This window comes from Vibrio owensii CAIM 1854 = LMG 25443 (assembly GCF_000817815.1).
GTDB classification, from domain to species: domain Bacteria; phylum Pseudomonadota; class Gammaproteobacteria; order Enterobacterales; family Vibrionaceae; genus Vibrio; species Vibrio owensii.
In genome coordinates this window covers 35,911-50,264 of record NZ_JPRD01000004.1, presented here as the reverse complement: position 1 = coordinate 50,264, position 14,354 = coordinate 35,911, and the positions used below count along the sequence as shown (strand labels likewise).

Here is a 14,354-nt window from a genome sequence, read left to right as displayed (position 1 = left end):
TGTGAATCAACCCTTCGATTCGGCTTCCTTTCTCAAGACGGTAACTCATCAGCCCGGCGTTTACAGAATGTACAACGCCGAGGCTGTTGTCATTTATGTAGGCAAAGCCAAAGATCTCAAAAAGCGCCTCTCAAGCTACTTTCGTAAAAAAGTAGATAGCGAGAAAACGCGCGCCCTCGTAAGCAATATTGCTAAGATTGATGTCACGGTCACTCATACCGAGACGGAAGCGCTCATCCTTGAGCACAACTACATCAAGCAATACTTACCGAAATACAACGTACTTCTGCGTGACGATAAATCGTACCCTTATATTTTCATTAGCGGTCACAAACATCCTCGATTGTCTATGCATCGTGGTGCGAAAAAGCGCAAAGGTGAATACTTCGGGCCGTATCCAGATTCTGGCGCGGTACGAGAAACCTTGCACCTTTTGCAGAAAACCCTCCCTGTTCGCCAGTGTGAAGACACAGTGTACTCCAACCGAACGCGTCCATGTTTGATGTATCAAATTGGTCGCTGTGCGGGCCCATGCGTGAGCACGATTATTTCTGATGAAGAATACGCTGAGCTGGTGGGCTTTGTTCGTTTGTTTTTACAGGGTAAAGATAAGCAAGTACTTGAGCAGCTTATTGAGAAGATGGAAGTGGCAAGCCAACAACTTCGTTTTGAAGATGCGGCTAAATTCCGTGACCAGATCCAAGCGATTCGACGCGTACAAGAACAGCAGTACGTTTCAGAAGACAGCATGGATGATATGGACGTGCTTGGTTTTGCCCAAGAAAACGGCATTGCTTGTATCCATATCTTGATGATTCGTCAGGGTAAAGTGTTAGGCAGTCGCAGTCACTTCCCTAAGATTCCACAGAACACCAGTCAGCAAGAAGTGTTTGATAGCTTTCTTACTCAGTACTACTTAAGCCATAACGAGGCGCGTACTATTCCTTCTCGCATTATCTTGAATCAAGAGCTAGGTGGCGATATAGAGCCTATTCAGCAAGCTCTGAGTGAAGTAGCGGGGCGTAAGGTTCAATTCCACACCTCACCGACAGGGTCGCGCGGTCGTTACCTCAAGTTGTCCAATACCAATGCGTTGACGGCGATTACCACTAAGATCAATCACAAGATGACCATCAATCAGCGTTTCAAAGCACTGAGAGAAGTCTTGGGTATGGAAACCATCGCTCGGATGGAGTGTTTCGATATCTCGCATACGATGGGCGAGAGCACTATTGCTTCCTGTGTGGTGTTCAACAGTGAAGGTCCAGTCAAGCAAGAGTATCGTCGCTACAACATCACAGGCATTACGGGTGGTGATGATTACGCAGCGATGGGACAGGCATTAGAGCGCCGCTATTCGAAGCAACTTGATGTAGAGAAGATACCTGACATTATTTTTATCGATGGTGGCAAAGGGCAGCTGAATCGTGCTCATGAAATCATTTCGCAGTACTGGGGAGATTGGCCAAAGCGTCCGACTATGATTGGTATTGCAAAAGGGGTGACACGTAAACCAGGTCTTGAAACCTTAATTACCGTAGATGGTGAAGAATTCAACTTGCCAAGTGATGCACCAGCGTTGCACCTGATCCAACATATTCGAGATGAGAGCCATAACCATGCCATCGCAGGGCACAGAGCGAAACGTGGAAAAACGCGTCGCACCAGTGCTTTAGAGGGAATTGAAGGCGTTGGACCAAAACGTCGTCAAGCTTTGCTCAAATACATGGGTGGTTTACAGGAATTAAAGCGTGCAAGTGTCGAAGAAATCGCCAAAGTACCGGGAATTAGTCACTCTTTGGCAGAAATTATTTTCCAAGCATTGAAACAATAAGGAAAATCCCGCAACATTAAGCCGCAATGTGTAAGAGAATAATAAAATGCGTTTGAATATCCCGAACATTCTATCTCTACTAAGACTGTTCCTAATCCCAGTTTTTGTGGTTGTTTTCTATCTACCTTACTCTTGGGCTCCTTTTGCAGCAGCAATGGTTTTCTGGGTTGCAGGGTTTACCGATTGGTTAGACGGCATGCTAGCTCGTAAGTTAGGCCAAACCTCTCGTTTTGGTGCCTTCATCGACCCAGTCGCTGATAAGGTCTTAGTCGCCACTGCTCTGATTATGATTACGGAGCACTACCACACGATTTGGGTAACCATTCCTGCGGTAACTATGATAGCGCGAGAAATCATCATCTCTGCATTGCGTGAATGGATGGCAGAAATCGGCAAACGAGCCAGTGTCGCGGTTTCTTGGGTCGGTAAAGTGAAAACCGTGTCTCAAATGTTCGCATTGTGGGTATTGATCTGGCGTTACGATGATTGGATGGTATGGCTAGGCTTTGGCGCTCTTTATATCGCGACTTTCCTAACGTATTGGTCAATGGTTCAATACTTAGCGGCGGCGAAAGATGATTTGCTTAACGAAGAGCACCATTAATCAAACAACACATAAATAGCATTTTAAGAAGCAGGCGATATAGCCTGCTTTTTTTATGCCTCGGATTTGTGATGAAGAAAAATGTGACATGAGTCTTGTTTTTAATCCAACTAAACGCTTAGTGCGGTTTGTTCCTTTAATTATCGATAGTTAATACAAGAAGGAACGCCACAGAATAGGTGAAAGGTGTAGCTCGATATTCATGATAAACAAGAGTATTTGGGCTAATCTCAGTATTAAAACTAATCAATTTACCGTCTTTCGCACAAATTCTGGTCAAACGATTTAAAAAAATAAAAATAGTGTTGACTCGATCGTCCGAATCCGTAGAATGCATTCCGTACCCAAGAGAGCACAGCTTGAAAGGGTGGTAAAAGAAGCAATGCTTACTTCACAAATGAGGCGCCTTGGCAGAGTGGCTATGCAGCGGATTGCAAATCCGTGGACCTCGGTTCGACTCCGGGAGGCGCCTCCATTATTCTCTTGTAGAATGAATGCGACACTAGCTCAGTTGGTAGAGCGCAACCTTGCCAAGGTTGAGGTCACGAGTTCGAACCTCGTGTGTCGCTCCAAATAAAAATGATATGGCGTTAAGCGGTATCAGATGATGGTGTTTTACTTTTCTGTAAAGGCATCACAAAGAAATTTGTGTGCCCTGGTGGTGGAATTGGTAGACACAAGGGATTTAAAATCCCTCGACGTTCGCGTTGTGCCGGTTCAAGTCCGGCCCGGGGCACCATCTCAAATCTGCGACACTAGCTCAGTTGGTAGAGCGCAACCTTGCCAAGGTTGAGGTCACGAGTTCGAACCTCGTGTGTCGCTCCAGATTCGGAAAGCCCAGCATTTATGCTGGGCGTTTTCGTTTCTATCGATTCAACTTCAATGAGCTCACTTTGCTCATCCGTTGAGCTTCACACCGCTGATCAGAATCGGTTTGTCACATCTTCAATAGTAGTTTTAGGGTTTCCCATGTTTCCTTAGCTGCTTCATCATACTTCCTTTGAGCATTTCAGATGATCCACTTCTGACGCTAATTTCTGCGATAGATATCAATATTACGGAAAATGAACTGAGTAAACGTTTGCTGTGATTGTGATCTCAATCAATATGCAACCTGTGAAAACATATTGCCAGAAGATTTTAGTTTGTGATAAATTCGCGCGCAATCTCGGAGCGTATTATTACGACTTTGATTCTCTGGGGGATACGCGTAGTGAACATTCAAGCTGATTGTGACACTACGTAGGGTAGGTATCGGCAAAGCCATTTGTCGATAGACGGGATACTAGTGCTGTAAGAAACAGCATGTTAATGGGAAACCCAACATTGAAACCTTTAAACAAACACACACTAATCAGCTTCATACTGCCGAAATGTCCTGTTTTACAAAACGGGTGCATTACGGAACCTTGATTACTCCCCAATCAAAATAAAAAGTCACGCTCGTCGTGACGGGTTATCTGTATTTGTCATTTAATCGATGACGAATGCGGAGGTGTATCTATATCTCCTGTTATTTAATACTAACGAGAATAAATACAGGAAAGAGAATCATTATAATTCAAGGGATTATGTAGTATGAGCACTGCCTTTGAAGTCGATAACACTATCGCAAATTACTTTTCCTCCCAGGTTCCTGTTGTTGAAGGAATCTACGATTTAACGCCTGATCAAGTTCTTATCGAACAAGCAGAGCATGAATCTGAGGTTCGTTCTTACCCACGTCGTCTACCAATTGCGATTAAGCAAGCTTATGGTTGTTTGGTTGAAGATACGCGTGGTCAAATCTTCCTAGATTGTCTTGCTGGTGCGGGTACATTGGCTTTGGGTTATAACCACCCAGAGATTAACCAAGCGCTAAAAGAACAATTGGATTCTGGTTTGCCGTACCAGACTCTGGATATCGCAACGTCTGCGAAAACGCATTTCATCAAGTCTGTTAAAGGCTTTTTACCGCAAGAGCTGAGCGACAACTGTGTGATTCAGTTCTGTGGCCCTTCAGGTGCAGACGCGGTTGAGGCAGCAATCAAACTTGCCAAACAAACCACAGGTCGTAACACCATGTTCGCTTTCCGCGGTGCCTACCACGGTATGACGAACGGCACCATGGGTATGATGGGGAACTTGGGCACCAAAGCTCGTCGTACAGGCTTGATGTCAGACGTGCACTTTATGCCATTTCCTTACAGCTTGCGTTGTCCGTTTGGTCTAGGTGGAGATGAAGGTGCGAAAGCAAGCATCCGCTACATCGAGCGTCTACTGAACGACGACGAAGCAGGCATCATGAAGCCGGCTGCAATCATTGTAGAGCCAGTACAAGGTGAGGGTGGTGTGATCCCTGCGCCTGCATTCTGGCTACGTGAGCTGCGCCGCATCTGTGACGATCACGGTATCCTACTGATTTTTGATGAAATTCAATGTGGTGTTGGTAAGTCGGGCTACAACTTCGCATTCGAAGAAGCGGGCATTGTTCCTGATATTTTGTGTTTGTCTAAAGCGATCGGTGGTGGCTTGCCAATGTCACTATTGGTGATCAACAAGCAACATGATACATGGAAGCCAGGTGAACACACCGGCACTTTCCGTGGTAACCAACTTGCAATGGTGTCAGGTGCGAAAGCATTAGAAATCATTCAACGTGACAACCTTGTTGAGCACGCCAATGTTGCAGGTCAATACCTTCGTTTTGGTCTTGAGAGCATTCAAAAACGCGTAAACTGTATTGCAGACGTACGCGGCAAAGGTTTGATGCTTGGCGTTGAGATTAAACATCCAAGTGGCGAGCTAAACAAGTTTGGTGAACCTTTGTCAGATGGCCAACTTACTCTTGCTATCCAACGTGCGGCGCTTGAGCGTGGATTGATGGTAGAGAAGGGCGGCCGCGACGGTTCCGTCATTCGTTTCCTTCCTCCGCTTATCATTGCTTTCGAGCAAATTGACTTTGCACTTCGTGTTCTGGAAGACGCAATTATCGCTGCAGGCGGTAGCCACGTTGAAGCAGACCCACAAGAAGAGTGGAAAAAGCACTTTATTCAAACCGGTGAACTTGGTGGCACTGAGTTTGCATCTGTGATGAATCATATGACTGTAGCAATGAAGTCGGTGTTTGAGCAGGTGAATGCCCCATACTCGGGAATGGATCCTAAATTGCTGGAAGCGGCGATTAACGCGGTCGATCTGGATAACAAAAACGCATCGTTAAAGTCAGTGATTGATGAAGCAGCAGAGCTTGTTGCGAAGAATGCGATTTTCACTCAGCACCCAGATTGCATTGCTCACCTACATACGCCTCCTCTCATGCCTGCGGTAGCGGCAGAAGCGATGATTGCAGCGTTGAACCAATCAATGGATTCGTGGGATCAAGCATCGTCTGCGACTTACGTTGAGCAGAAGGTAATTAACTGGCTGTGTGACAAGTACGAGCTTGGTGAGAAGGCGGATGGCATTTTCACTAGCGGTGGCACACAAAGCAACCAAATGGGCCTAATGCTGGCGCGTGACTGGATTGCTGACAAGCTAAGTAACCACTCAATTCAGAAGCTGGGTCTTCCAGAATACGCGGACAAACTTCGTATCGTATGTTCGAAGAAATCGCACTTCACGGTTCAAAAGTCAGCATCTTGGATGGGACTGGGTGAGAAAGCCGTGATGACCGTCGATGCGAACGCTGACGGCACAATGGACATTACTCAGTTAGATCACGTTCTAACTCAGGCAAAAGCAGAAGGTTTGATTCCATTCGCTATTGTTGGCACCGCGGGTACGACCGATCACGGCGCAATTGACGATCTTGATTTCATTGCTGATATGGCAGCGAAACATGAGATGTGGATGCACGTGGATGGTGCTTACGGTGGCGCATTGATTCTTAGCAGCCACAAATCACGCCTGAAAGGTGTAGAGCGTGCACACTCGATCAGTGTCGACTTCCACAAACTGTTTTACCAAACAATCAGCTGTGGCGCATTGCTGGTGAACGACAAGTCGAACTTTAAGTTCCTGCTTCATCATGCTGACTACCTAAACCGTGAACATGATGAGCTACCAAACTTGGTCGACAAATCTATCGCAACGACGAAGCGTTTTGATGCATTGAAAGTTTTTATGACGATGCAAAACGTTGGTCCTAAGGCACTTGGCGATATGTACGATCACTTATTGGTACAAACGCAGCAAGTTGCCGACATGGTTCGCAACCACGAGCAGTTTGAACTTCTTGCTGAACCTGCACTTTCAACGGTTCTATTCCGCGCAACTAATGTACGCACAAACAACGCATCTGCAGATTTAGATGAACTGAACAAAGCATTGCGTCTTGAAGCGTTAACTCGTGGTATCGCGGTACTTGGTGAAACCATCGTTGATGGTAAAACCGCTCTTAAATTTACGATTTTGAATCCTTGTCTAACGACAGCGGACTTTGAATCTTTGCTCTTGAAAATCAACACGCTAGCAGTTGAGCTAGTTTAATAAAGGTAACGGAAAACTATGGCAGTTCTACAGATTGGTGCAGGCGGCGTTGGCTGGGTTGTTGCACATAAAGCAGCACAAAACAACGACGTTCTGGGTGATATCACAATCGCATCACGTACTATCGGTAAGTGTGAGAAGATCATCGAATCGATTCAGAAGAAAAACAACCTGAAAGATTCAGCTAAGAAACTAGACGCGCGTGCAGTGAATGCTGACGACGTAGATTCTCTGGTTGCTCTTATTGAAGAAGTAAAACCGGATCTAGTGATCAACGCGGGTCCTCCGTGGGTTAACATGCCAATCATGGAAGCGTGTTACCGAGCAAAAGTTTCATACTTAGATACATCAGTAGCGGTTGACCTATGTTCTGAAGGTCAGCAGGTTCCTGAAGCTTACGATTGGCAGTGGGGCTACCGTGAGAAGTTCGAAGAAGCGGGCATCACGGGTATCCTAGGCGCGGGTTTCGATCCAGGCGTAGTATCAGTATTCGCGGCGTATGCAGTGAAGCATCTGTTTGATGAAATCGACACGATTGACGTAATGGACGTGAACGCAGGCGATCACGGTAAGAAGTTTGCGACGAACTTTGACCCAGAAACGAACATGCTTGAGATCCAAGGCGATTCGTTCTACTGGGAAAACGGCGAGTGGAAACAAGTACCTTGTCACTCTCGTATGCTAGAGTTCGATTTCCCGAATTGTGGTTCACACAAAGTGTACTCAATGGCGCACGATGAAGTTCGCTCAATGAAAGAGTTCATCCCTGCTAAACGCATTGAATTCTGGATGGGTTTCGGTGACCGTTACCTAAACTACTTCAATGTAATGCGTGATATCGGCCTATTGAGCCCAGAACCATTAACGCTACACGATGGTACAGTCGTACAACCTCTTCACGTACTAAAAGCGATGCTGCCAGATCCAACGTCTCTAGCACCGGGCTACACGGGCCTAACGTGTATCGGTACTTGGGTTCAAGGTAAGAAAGACGGTAAAGAGCGTAGCGTGTTTATCTACAACAACGCAGACCACGAAGTGGCTTACGAAGATGTAGAACACCAAGCGATCTCTTACACTACGGGTGTTCCTGCTATCACTGCAGCGCTGCAATTCTTCCGTGGCGAATGGGCAGATAAAGGTGTGTTCAACATGGAACAGCTAAACCCAGACCCGTTCCTAGAAACAATGCCAACCATCGGTCTTGATTGGCATGTTCAGGAATTAGAAGCCGGTCAAGGTTTGCCGCTGATTCACGAACTGAACAAATAAGTTTAACGTCAAACTTATTTAGATTACTCGAGCAGTCATGGCGTGAAGCCGTGGCTGCTTTTGTTGTATTTAAGGTTAACCCCTCCCAGCCTCCCCTTGAAAAGGGGAGGAGCAAAGAAAGGCCGAGCTTAGTTTCAAATCTTCCACTTTTAAAAGGGGGGAAGTTGAGGCAAACCGAGTACAGTTTCCACTTTCCTTTTTAAGGGGAGTAGCAGAAACAGACTGATCGTGGCTTCAATCTCTCCACTTTTTTGGCAAGAGTAGAGGTGGCTTGGTTTAATCCTCCCCCTTTCTAAGGGGGAGTTAGAGGGGGTTAATCGTTGATAAATGGTTAGTTATGAGCAAAGAACAACTGAAAACCCCGTACTTCATGATCAATGAAGACAAGTTGGTTGAGAACTTAGAGAAAGCAAAACAACTGAAAGATATCTCTGGTGTGAAGCTGGTGTTGGCACTGAAGTGCTTCTCAACATGGGGTGTGTTCGACATCATCAAGCCTTACCTAGACGGGACAACCAGCTCTGGCCCGTTTGAAGTAAAGCTTGGCTACGAGACTTTTGGTGGTGAGACGCACGCATACAGCGTGGGTTATAGCGAAGATGATGTTCGTGAAGTAGCAGATATCTGCGACAAGATGATCTTCAACTCTCAGTCACAGCTGGCGGCATACCGTCATATTGTTGAAGGTAAAGCATCAATTGGTTTGCGCTTAAACCCAGGTGTAAGCTACGCGGGTCAAGATTTAGCGAACCCAGCACGCCAATACTCTCGTTTGGGCGTGCAAGCTGACCACATCAAGCCAGAAATTTTCGATGGTATTGATGGCGTGATGTTCCACATGAACTGTGAGAACAAAGACGTAGACGCATTTATCGGCTTGCTTGATTCAATCTCAGATCAGTTTGGCGAGTACCTAAACAAGCTAGACTGGGTAAGCATGGGCGGTGGTGTATTCTTCACATGGCCGGGCTACGACATCGAGAAGCTAGGTCTTGCGCTAAAAGCTTTCTCAGAAAAACATGGTGTGCAAATGTACCTAGAGCCGGGTGAAGCCATCATTACCAAGACCACGGATCTTGTCGTGACTGTGGTAGATATCGTTGAGAACGTGAAGAAGACAGCGATTGTGGATTCGGCAACGGAAGCGCACAGACTAGATACCTTGATTTACAACGAGCCAGCGTCAATTCTGGAAGCGTCTGAAAACGGCGAGCATGAATACGTCATTGGTTCATGTTCTTGTCTGGCTGGTGATCAGTTCTGTGTGGCGAACTTTGAGCAACCACTAGAGATTGGTCAACGTCTGCATATTCTGGATAGTGCGGGATACACCATGGTGAAGTTGAACTGGTTTAATGGTCTACGTATGCCGTCTGTGTACTGCGAGCGTTCAAGCGGCGAGATTCAAAAACTGAACGACTTCGATTACTCAGATTTCAAACGTTCGTTGTCTCAATGGACAGTGAAGTAACCACCAAATTGTCCAAGACAAAACGAAAAAGAGCAGCATATAACGCTGCTCTTTTTACTGGATGAAAGAGTAGGCACAGCGTGTTAACCTTCTACAATAACGCGCGTATCTTCACTTAGTGCTTCTAGCTCATTCGCTACGTCATCAATGCCTAACTCACTTGGCAACTTAATCGCCATTTTTGCACTGAATAGACTTGAGCTAACACCGCCGCCGCCAGCAATAAACACACGTTGGCAGTCCATATCAAGAATAGAGATACCTTGACCGTCAAGGACATGAGTGATTTCATTGACGATACCAGCTCGGTCGTTGGCATCCAGACGCAGTTGAAAAACCGTCTCTTGAGCGTGAGCATGCGGTTCTGAATCAACAAATCTCACTACCAATGTTTGGCAAGCAGAGAACGCGTCTTTAACGATATCTACGTTCTTTTCAGGAAGTTCAACCTTGATAACACCGGCGACCTGATCCTCAATAAAGTTCACTTTACTGATTAACCATTTGCCGTCGTTTTCATGTGTAACCGCTGCTAGCTGTTTAATGGTCGCGGGTGATGCCTGACCAACAAAATTAACGATAAACACTGTGTTCATAATGTCCCCTCCCGGAATAAGGTTTGGGTGCGGCACGGTTAGACGTATCGCTGTAGTGATTTGAGCTTAAGGTTTAAGAACTTAAGTTATTGGAATTTTTCCTTAATTTTAGTGTAGGTGCTGGGGGAGGGTTATGTTTGACGAAGGTCAATTTTTGACACTAATTCGTGATGCAAATAATGAAAACTATGCTTGGGGCACAAAAAAAGCAGCCCGTGAGCTGCTTCTTAAATGTTTGGTTTTAGAAGGTTACCTTCATTTCGAAACCGTAGAAGACGTTATCGTAGCTTGCGCCAGCGTCCATCGCGAATTTCGCGGCATCTTGGTTGCCGAACCATGGAGACGAGCTGAACTGGAATTCTGCGCTACCGCCCCAAGCGTCGGATACCCAATAGTGGATATGACCTACAGGGTTTAGGAAGAACAGAGATACATCACCCATTGTCTCTGAACCCATCACTTCACCGCCGCCGGCAATAATGTCTTGCTCGGCTGTTAGCATCATTTCACCTACCACGGCACCAAAAAATGGAGTAATAAACAAGTCTTGCCATGATGGGACTTCAGCAAACGCTTCGACACCGTATTCCCAGAAGAAAGTCGACATGGTCGCTGAGTATAGGAACGATTCAAACTCATTGTAACCCGCGTGACGCGCCGCTGTGTAGTAAACACCACCAAAGTAAGGGTGCATGATGTAGTTTAGGAAGTGTTCATCACGATCCCAAACTGGACCGTCTGAAACATTATCTTTCCACTTACTACCGAGCTTACTCATGTCACGGTCTTCTTCGTCCCATTTAGTAATGCTTTCTGGTAGCAACGTCATCAAACCAACAGTCGCCACACTCAAACCGAGAATGGTATAAGTTTGACCCATTAGGTAATCCCAATCTTTGTCTTTTGGCACGATCATGTGCTTTGGTTGAAGACCTGCGTCGAGATTTAAGGAATCATCGCTATCCAACCCCATCGCATAGCGAGGATTTTGTGGCTCAAAGCTATACAGAGTAGTCGTTTCGCAGTAACCTGACAGGCAATCAGGCGTGTAAGAGAACTCGATATGGTTACTCATATCGTACTGGCTCGCGTTCGCCGCAGCTGACGCAGTCAGAACAAGACCACTTAGAGTTTTCTTGAACATGGATGATTTTGACACAGAGGTCTCCGAGTTGTTGGTTTGATGATCGGGCTCACAATTATCCCTTAAAAGAACAGCCATTTAAATACTTGACCTACATTTAATCTCAACAAATTAACTAAGAGATTAGTCTAATAAAATGAAAACGATATAGGCACAATGTCGAAAAAATGTGGATTTTGCCTATTTTCAGGAGTCAGTTGTGAAAATTGCTATGCTTAGTACCGGTGAAGAAGTCCTTCACGGTGATATTGTTGATACAAATGCTGCTTGGCTGTCGAGCTTATTTTATCAGCATGGATTTGGCTTAACGAAACGCTCAACCGTTGGTGACAAGCAGTCGAGTCTAATTGAAGAATTCCTAATGCTCAGCTTCAATAACGATGTGGTCATCGTTAATGGTGGCTTAGGACCAACCACCGATGACATGAGTGCGGCGGCGGCAGCAAAAGCCGCTGAGTGTAAGCTTGTGTTGTTCAAAGATTGGTTAGAGCATCTAGAGGCAATGTATGCGCGTCGTGGTATTCCAATGCCAGACAGCAACCTAAAACAAGCGATGTTGCCAGAGACGGCAGAAATCGTAGATAACCCAATTGGGACTGCTTGTGGTTTTAAGATGCTGATCAATGATGCCGTCTTTTATTTTACCCCTGGCGTACCAAGCGAATTTAAGCTGATGGCAGAAACGCAAATTTTGCCAGATTTGAAAAAACTGTTCCCTGAAGTCGAAAGTTCGTCTTGCAGTCGAATTTATACCTTTGGTCTGTCGGAGTCTGGTATTTCAGATAAGCTTGACCAAATGAAACTGCCACAAGGTTATGAGCTTGGCTATCGCTCGTATTTACCTTTTATTGAAGTGAAGCTGTTTGGTCCATCCAATCAAGTAGAGCAGCGCATGAAGCTCATGCAGATAATCCACAAGCACCTTGAAAGCAATACGGTGAGTGTCGATATGCCAATGGTCGACCATGTAGGTCAACTGCTGGTGGATAAAGGATTAACCTTGTCTGTTTCAGAGAAGAGCAGTGCAGGGCACTTAACTTATTGGCTTAACGGTGATGAAAACGTTGAAAAGCAATTTGGTCATGGCTGGGTATTAGCAGGTCAGAGCCAAACCATTACAGACGAAGGTGATCCGTTAGCGGCGACGTTTGCGCTGGCGGGGGCGACGCGTGAGAAGTGTGGTACTGATTTAGCGTTAGTCACAGGTAAGCTTGATGAGGGCGTTTTCTCTGTCGCACTTTCCACTTCTACGGGAGAGTGGGGGGCGTTGTACAAGCTATCGAGAAAATATCAACGCGATGATCAAGTCAAAGTCATCAGTGCGGTGGCATTAGATATGTTGCGCCGTTATTTGGAGCGAAAGCCAATGTCAGCGCAATACGCTTTCTTAGAGAAAGTGAAAGAGATGCACATTCCGAGCAGCGCACTCTAATACTGTTGCTTTAAAACGGCAGATAACAAAAAGCCAAGGCACATGCCTTGGCTTTTTAGTATTCACTGCTGCTAAATCTACGCGCGTTTCTCTTTCATCGCGTAGTTCACACCACTGAGCGAAACACTGGATTTCGCTTTGCAAATACATGGCAAAATCTCATCTGGCTGGGTATAAGCCATAGCAAAACCAACATACTCTACTTCACCTGACTCTAGCTTACAGCGGCAAGCACCACAGTGTCCGTCACGGCAGTTGTATTCAGGGAGTAAGCCCGCTTGTTCCATCGTTTCCAAAATTGTATTGGATGGATTGGACTCAATGCTGACGAGTTTGTTGATTTTGATGCTTGGCATTACAGCTCAAATCCTTCGAAGTCGTCTGCGCTTACTTCGTTGTCAATCTGACCAACAAGGTAAGATGAAATTTCTGCTTCCTGTGGTGCAACCTGAACGTTATCCGATGACAACCAAGCGTTGATCCATGGGATTGGGTTCGAAGTTGCTTCCGGGTATGCCATTGGTAGACCTACCGCTTGCATACGGATGTTGGTGATGTACTCAACGTACTGGCTCAGGATGTCCTTGTTCAAGCCGATCATTGAACCGTCTTTGAATAGGTATTCTGCCCATTCTTTTTCTTGCTCAGCCGCTTCTTTGAAAAGATCAAAACAGTCTTGTTTTGCTTCTTCAGCGATTTGCATGAATGTGAAGTCATCTTGGCCGTTACGTAGCAAGTTGATCATGTGTTGTGTTCCGTTCAGGTGAAGGGCTTCATCACGAGCGATCAGCTTGATGATTTTCGCGTTACCTTCCATTAGCTCGCGCTCTGCGAAAGCGAATGAACAAGCAAAACTTACGTAGAAGCGGATTGCTTCTAGCGCGTTTACTGACATCAGACACACGTACAGTTTCTTCTTCAGGTCGTACAGGCTAACTTTAACCGTTTCGCCGTTCAGAACGTGCTCACCTTCACCGTAACGGTGGTAGTCATTTGTCGCTTGGATTAGGTCATCGTAGTAGTGTGCGATGTCTTTAGCGCGCTTTAGGATGTGTTCGTTTTCAACGATGTCGTCAAATACCACACTTGGATCATTCACGATGTTACGGATGATGTGTGTGTATGAACGAGAGTGAATCGTTTCAGAGAAAGACCAAGTCTCGATCCAAGTTTCTAGCTCAGGCAGAGAAACAAGCGGTAGCAGCGCCACGTTTGGGCTACGACCTTGAATTGAGTCAAGCAGCGTTTGGTACTTCAAGTTTGAGATGAAGATGTGCTTCTCGTGGTCTGGTAGCTTGTTGTAATCGATGCGATCGCTTGATACGTCCACTTCTTCCGGACGCCAGAAGAAAGACAATTGCTTTTCGATTAGCTTTTCGAAGATCTCGAATTTTTGTTGGTCGTAACGAGCAACGTTCACTGATTGACCTAAGAACATTGGTTCCTTTAGTTGGTCGTTTTTGTTCTGGTTAAAAGTACTGTAAGCCATAATGCCTCAATTCCTTTTAGACCTCCCCAAGCGGGGAGGTGT

Annotated in this window: 10 protein-coding genes and 4 tRNA genes; 10 read left to right on the top strand and 4 right to left on the bottom strand. The window is 45.8% G+C overall.

The features are described 5' to 3' along the window. The first annotated feature begins 1 nt into the window (after position 1). From uvrC to nspC, 9 genes are all read left to right on the top strand, one after another. Entirely contained in the window at positions 2 to 1,834 is a 1,833-nt protein-coding gene (gene uvrC, locus H735_RS01390; RefSeq protein WP_027726783.1) for an excinuclease ABC subunit UvrC, read from the top strand. A gap of 46 nt (positions 1,835 to 1,880) precedes the next feature. Beyond that, positions 1,881 to 2,438 carry a CDP-diacylglycerol--glycerol-3-phosphate 3-phosphatidyltransferase gene (pgsA, locus tag H735_RS01385; protein WP_009706909.1) on the top strand — a complete coding sequence of 186 codons (558 nt, stop codon included), beginning with the start codon at positions 1,881 to 1,883 and terminating at the stop codon, positions 2,436 to 2,438. A 401-nt stretch (positions 2,439 to 2,839) separates the two neighbouring features. Further along, positions 2,840 to 2,913 (top strand) — tRNA-Cys (locus H735_RS01380). Between the two features lie 21 nt (positions 2,914 to 2,934). Beyond that, positions 2,935 to 3,010 (top strand) — tRNA-Gly (locus H735_RS01375). Positions 3,011 to 3,090: 80 nt separating this feature from the next. Further along, positions 3,091 to 3,177: transfer RNA gene (locus H735_RS01370), tRNA-Leu, on the top strand. 10 nt (positions 3,178 to 3,187) lie between these two features. After that, positions 3,188 to 3,263, top strand: a tRNA-Gly gene (locus tag H735_RS01365). Between the two features lie 753 nt (positions 3,264 to 4,016). Beyond that, a complete protein-coding gene (locus H735_RS01360) occupies positions 4,017 to 6,908 on the top strand; it encodes a pyridoxal phosphate-dependent class III aminotransferase (protein WP_020196485.1) in 2,892 nt (963 codons plus the stop codon). A gap of 18 nt (positions 6,909 to 6,926) precedes the next feature. Continuing rightward, the gene (locus H735_RS01355) at positions 6,927 to 8,180 is read left to right on the top strand and encodes a carboxynorspermidine synthase (RefSeq protein WP_005443318.1); all 1,254 of its coding nucleotides are present in this window, start codon (positions 6,927 to 6,929) and stop codon (positions 8,178 to 8,180) included. A 337-nt stretch (positions 8,181 to 8,517) separates the two neighbouring features. Beyond that, positions 8,518 to 9,651: a carboxynorspermidine decarboxylase gene (gene nspC, locus H735_RS01350; RefSeq protein ID WP_020196486.1), complete on the top strand. Its 1,134-nt coding sequence runs from the start codon at positions 8,518 to 8,520 to the stop codon at positions 9,649 to 9,651. A gap of 83 nt (positions 9,652 to 9,734) precedes the next feature. On the opposite strand, the gene H735_RS01345 is transcribed toward nspC, so the two are convergent. Together H735_RS01345 and H735_RS01340 are read right to left on the bottom strand one after the other, a co-directional pair. After that, positions 9,735 to 10,247 (bottom strand): glycine cleavage system transcriptional repressor, encoded by a 513-nt coding sequence (locus H735_RS01345; protein ID WP_020196487.1) that lies wholly within the window; start codon positions 10,245 to 10,247, stop codon positions 9,735 to 9,737. 241 nt (positions 10,248 to 10,488) lie between these two features. Next, positions 10,489 to 11,391, bottom strand: a complete 903-nt coding sequence (locus tag H735_RS01340; RefSeq protein WP_020196488.1) for a DUF3943 domain-containing protein — start codon at positions 11,389 to 11,391, stop codon at positions 10,489 to 10,491. A gap of 199 nt (positions 11,392 to 11,590) precedes the next feature. On the opposite strand from H735_RS01340, the gene H735_RS01335 reads away from it, so the two are divergent. Next, entirely contained in the window at positions 11,591 to 12,823 is a 1,233-nt protein-coding gene (locus H735_RS01335; RefSeq protein ID WP_020196489.1) for a CinA family nicotinamide mononucleotide deamidase-related protein, read from the top strand. 77 nt (positions 12,824 to 12,900) lie between these two features. Here H735_RS01335 and yfaE read toward each other — a convergent pair whose 3' ends face one another. Together yfaE and nrdB are read right to left on the bottom strand one after the other, a co-directional pair. Next, positions 12,901 to 13,179, bottom strand: a complete 279-nt coding sequence (yfaE, locus tag H735_RS01330) for a class I ribonucleotide reductase maintenance protein YfaE (protein WP_005443370.1) — start codon at positions 13,177 to 13,179, stop codon at positions 12,901 to 12,903. After that, entirely contained in the window at positions 13,179 to 14,312 is a 1,134-nt protein-coding gene (nrdB, locus tag H735_RS01325) for a class Ia ribonucleoside-diphosphate reductase subunit beta (RefSeq protein WP_005443372.1), read from the bottom strand. The genes yfaE and nrdB overlap by 1 nt, the downstream gene beginning before the upstream one ends. Positions 14,313 to 14,354 lie beyond the last annotated feature (42 nt).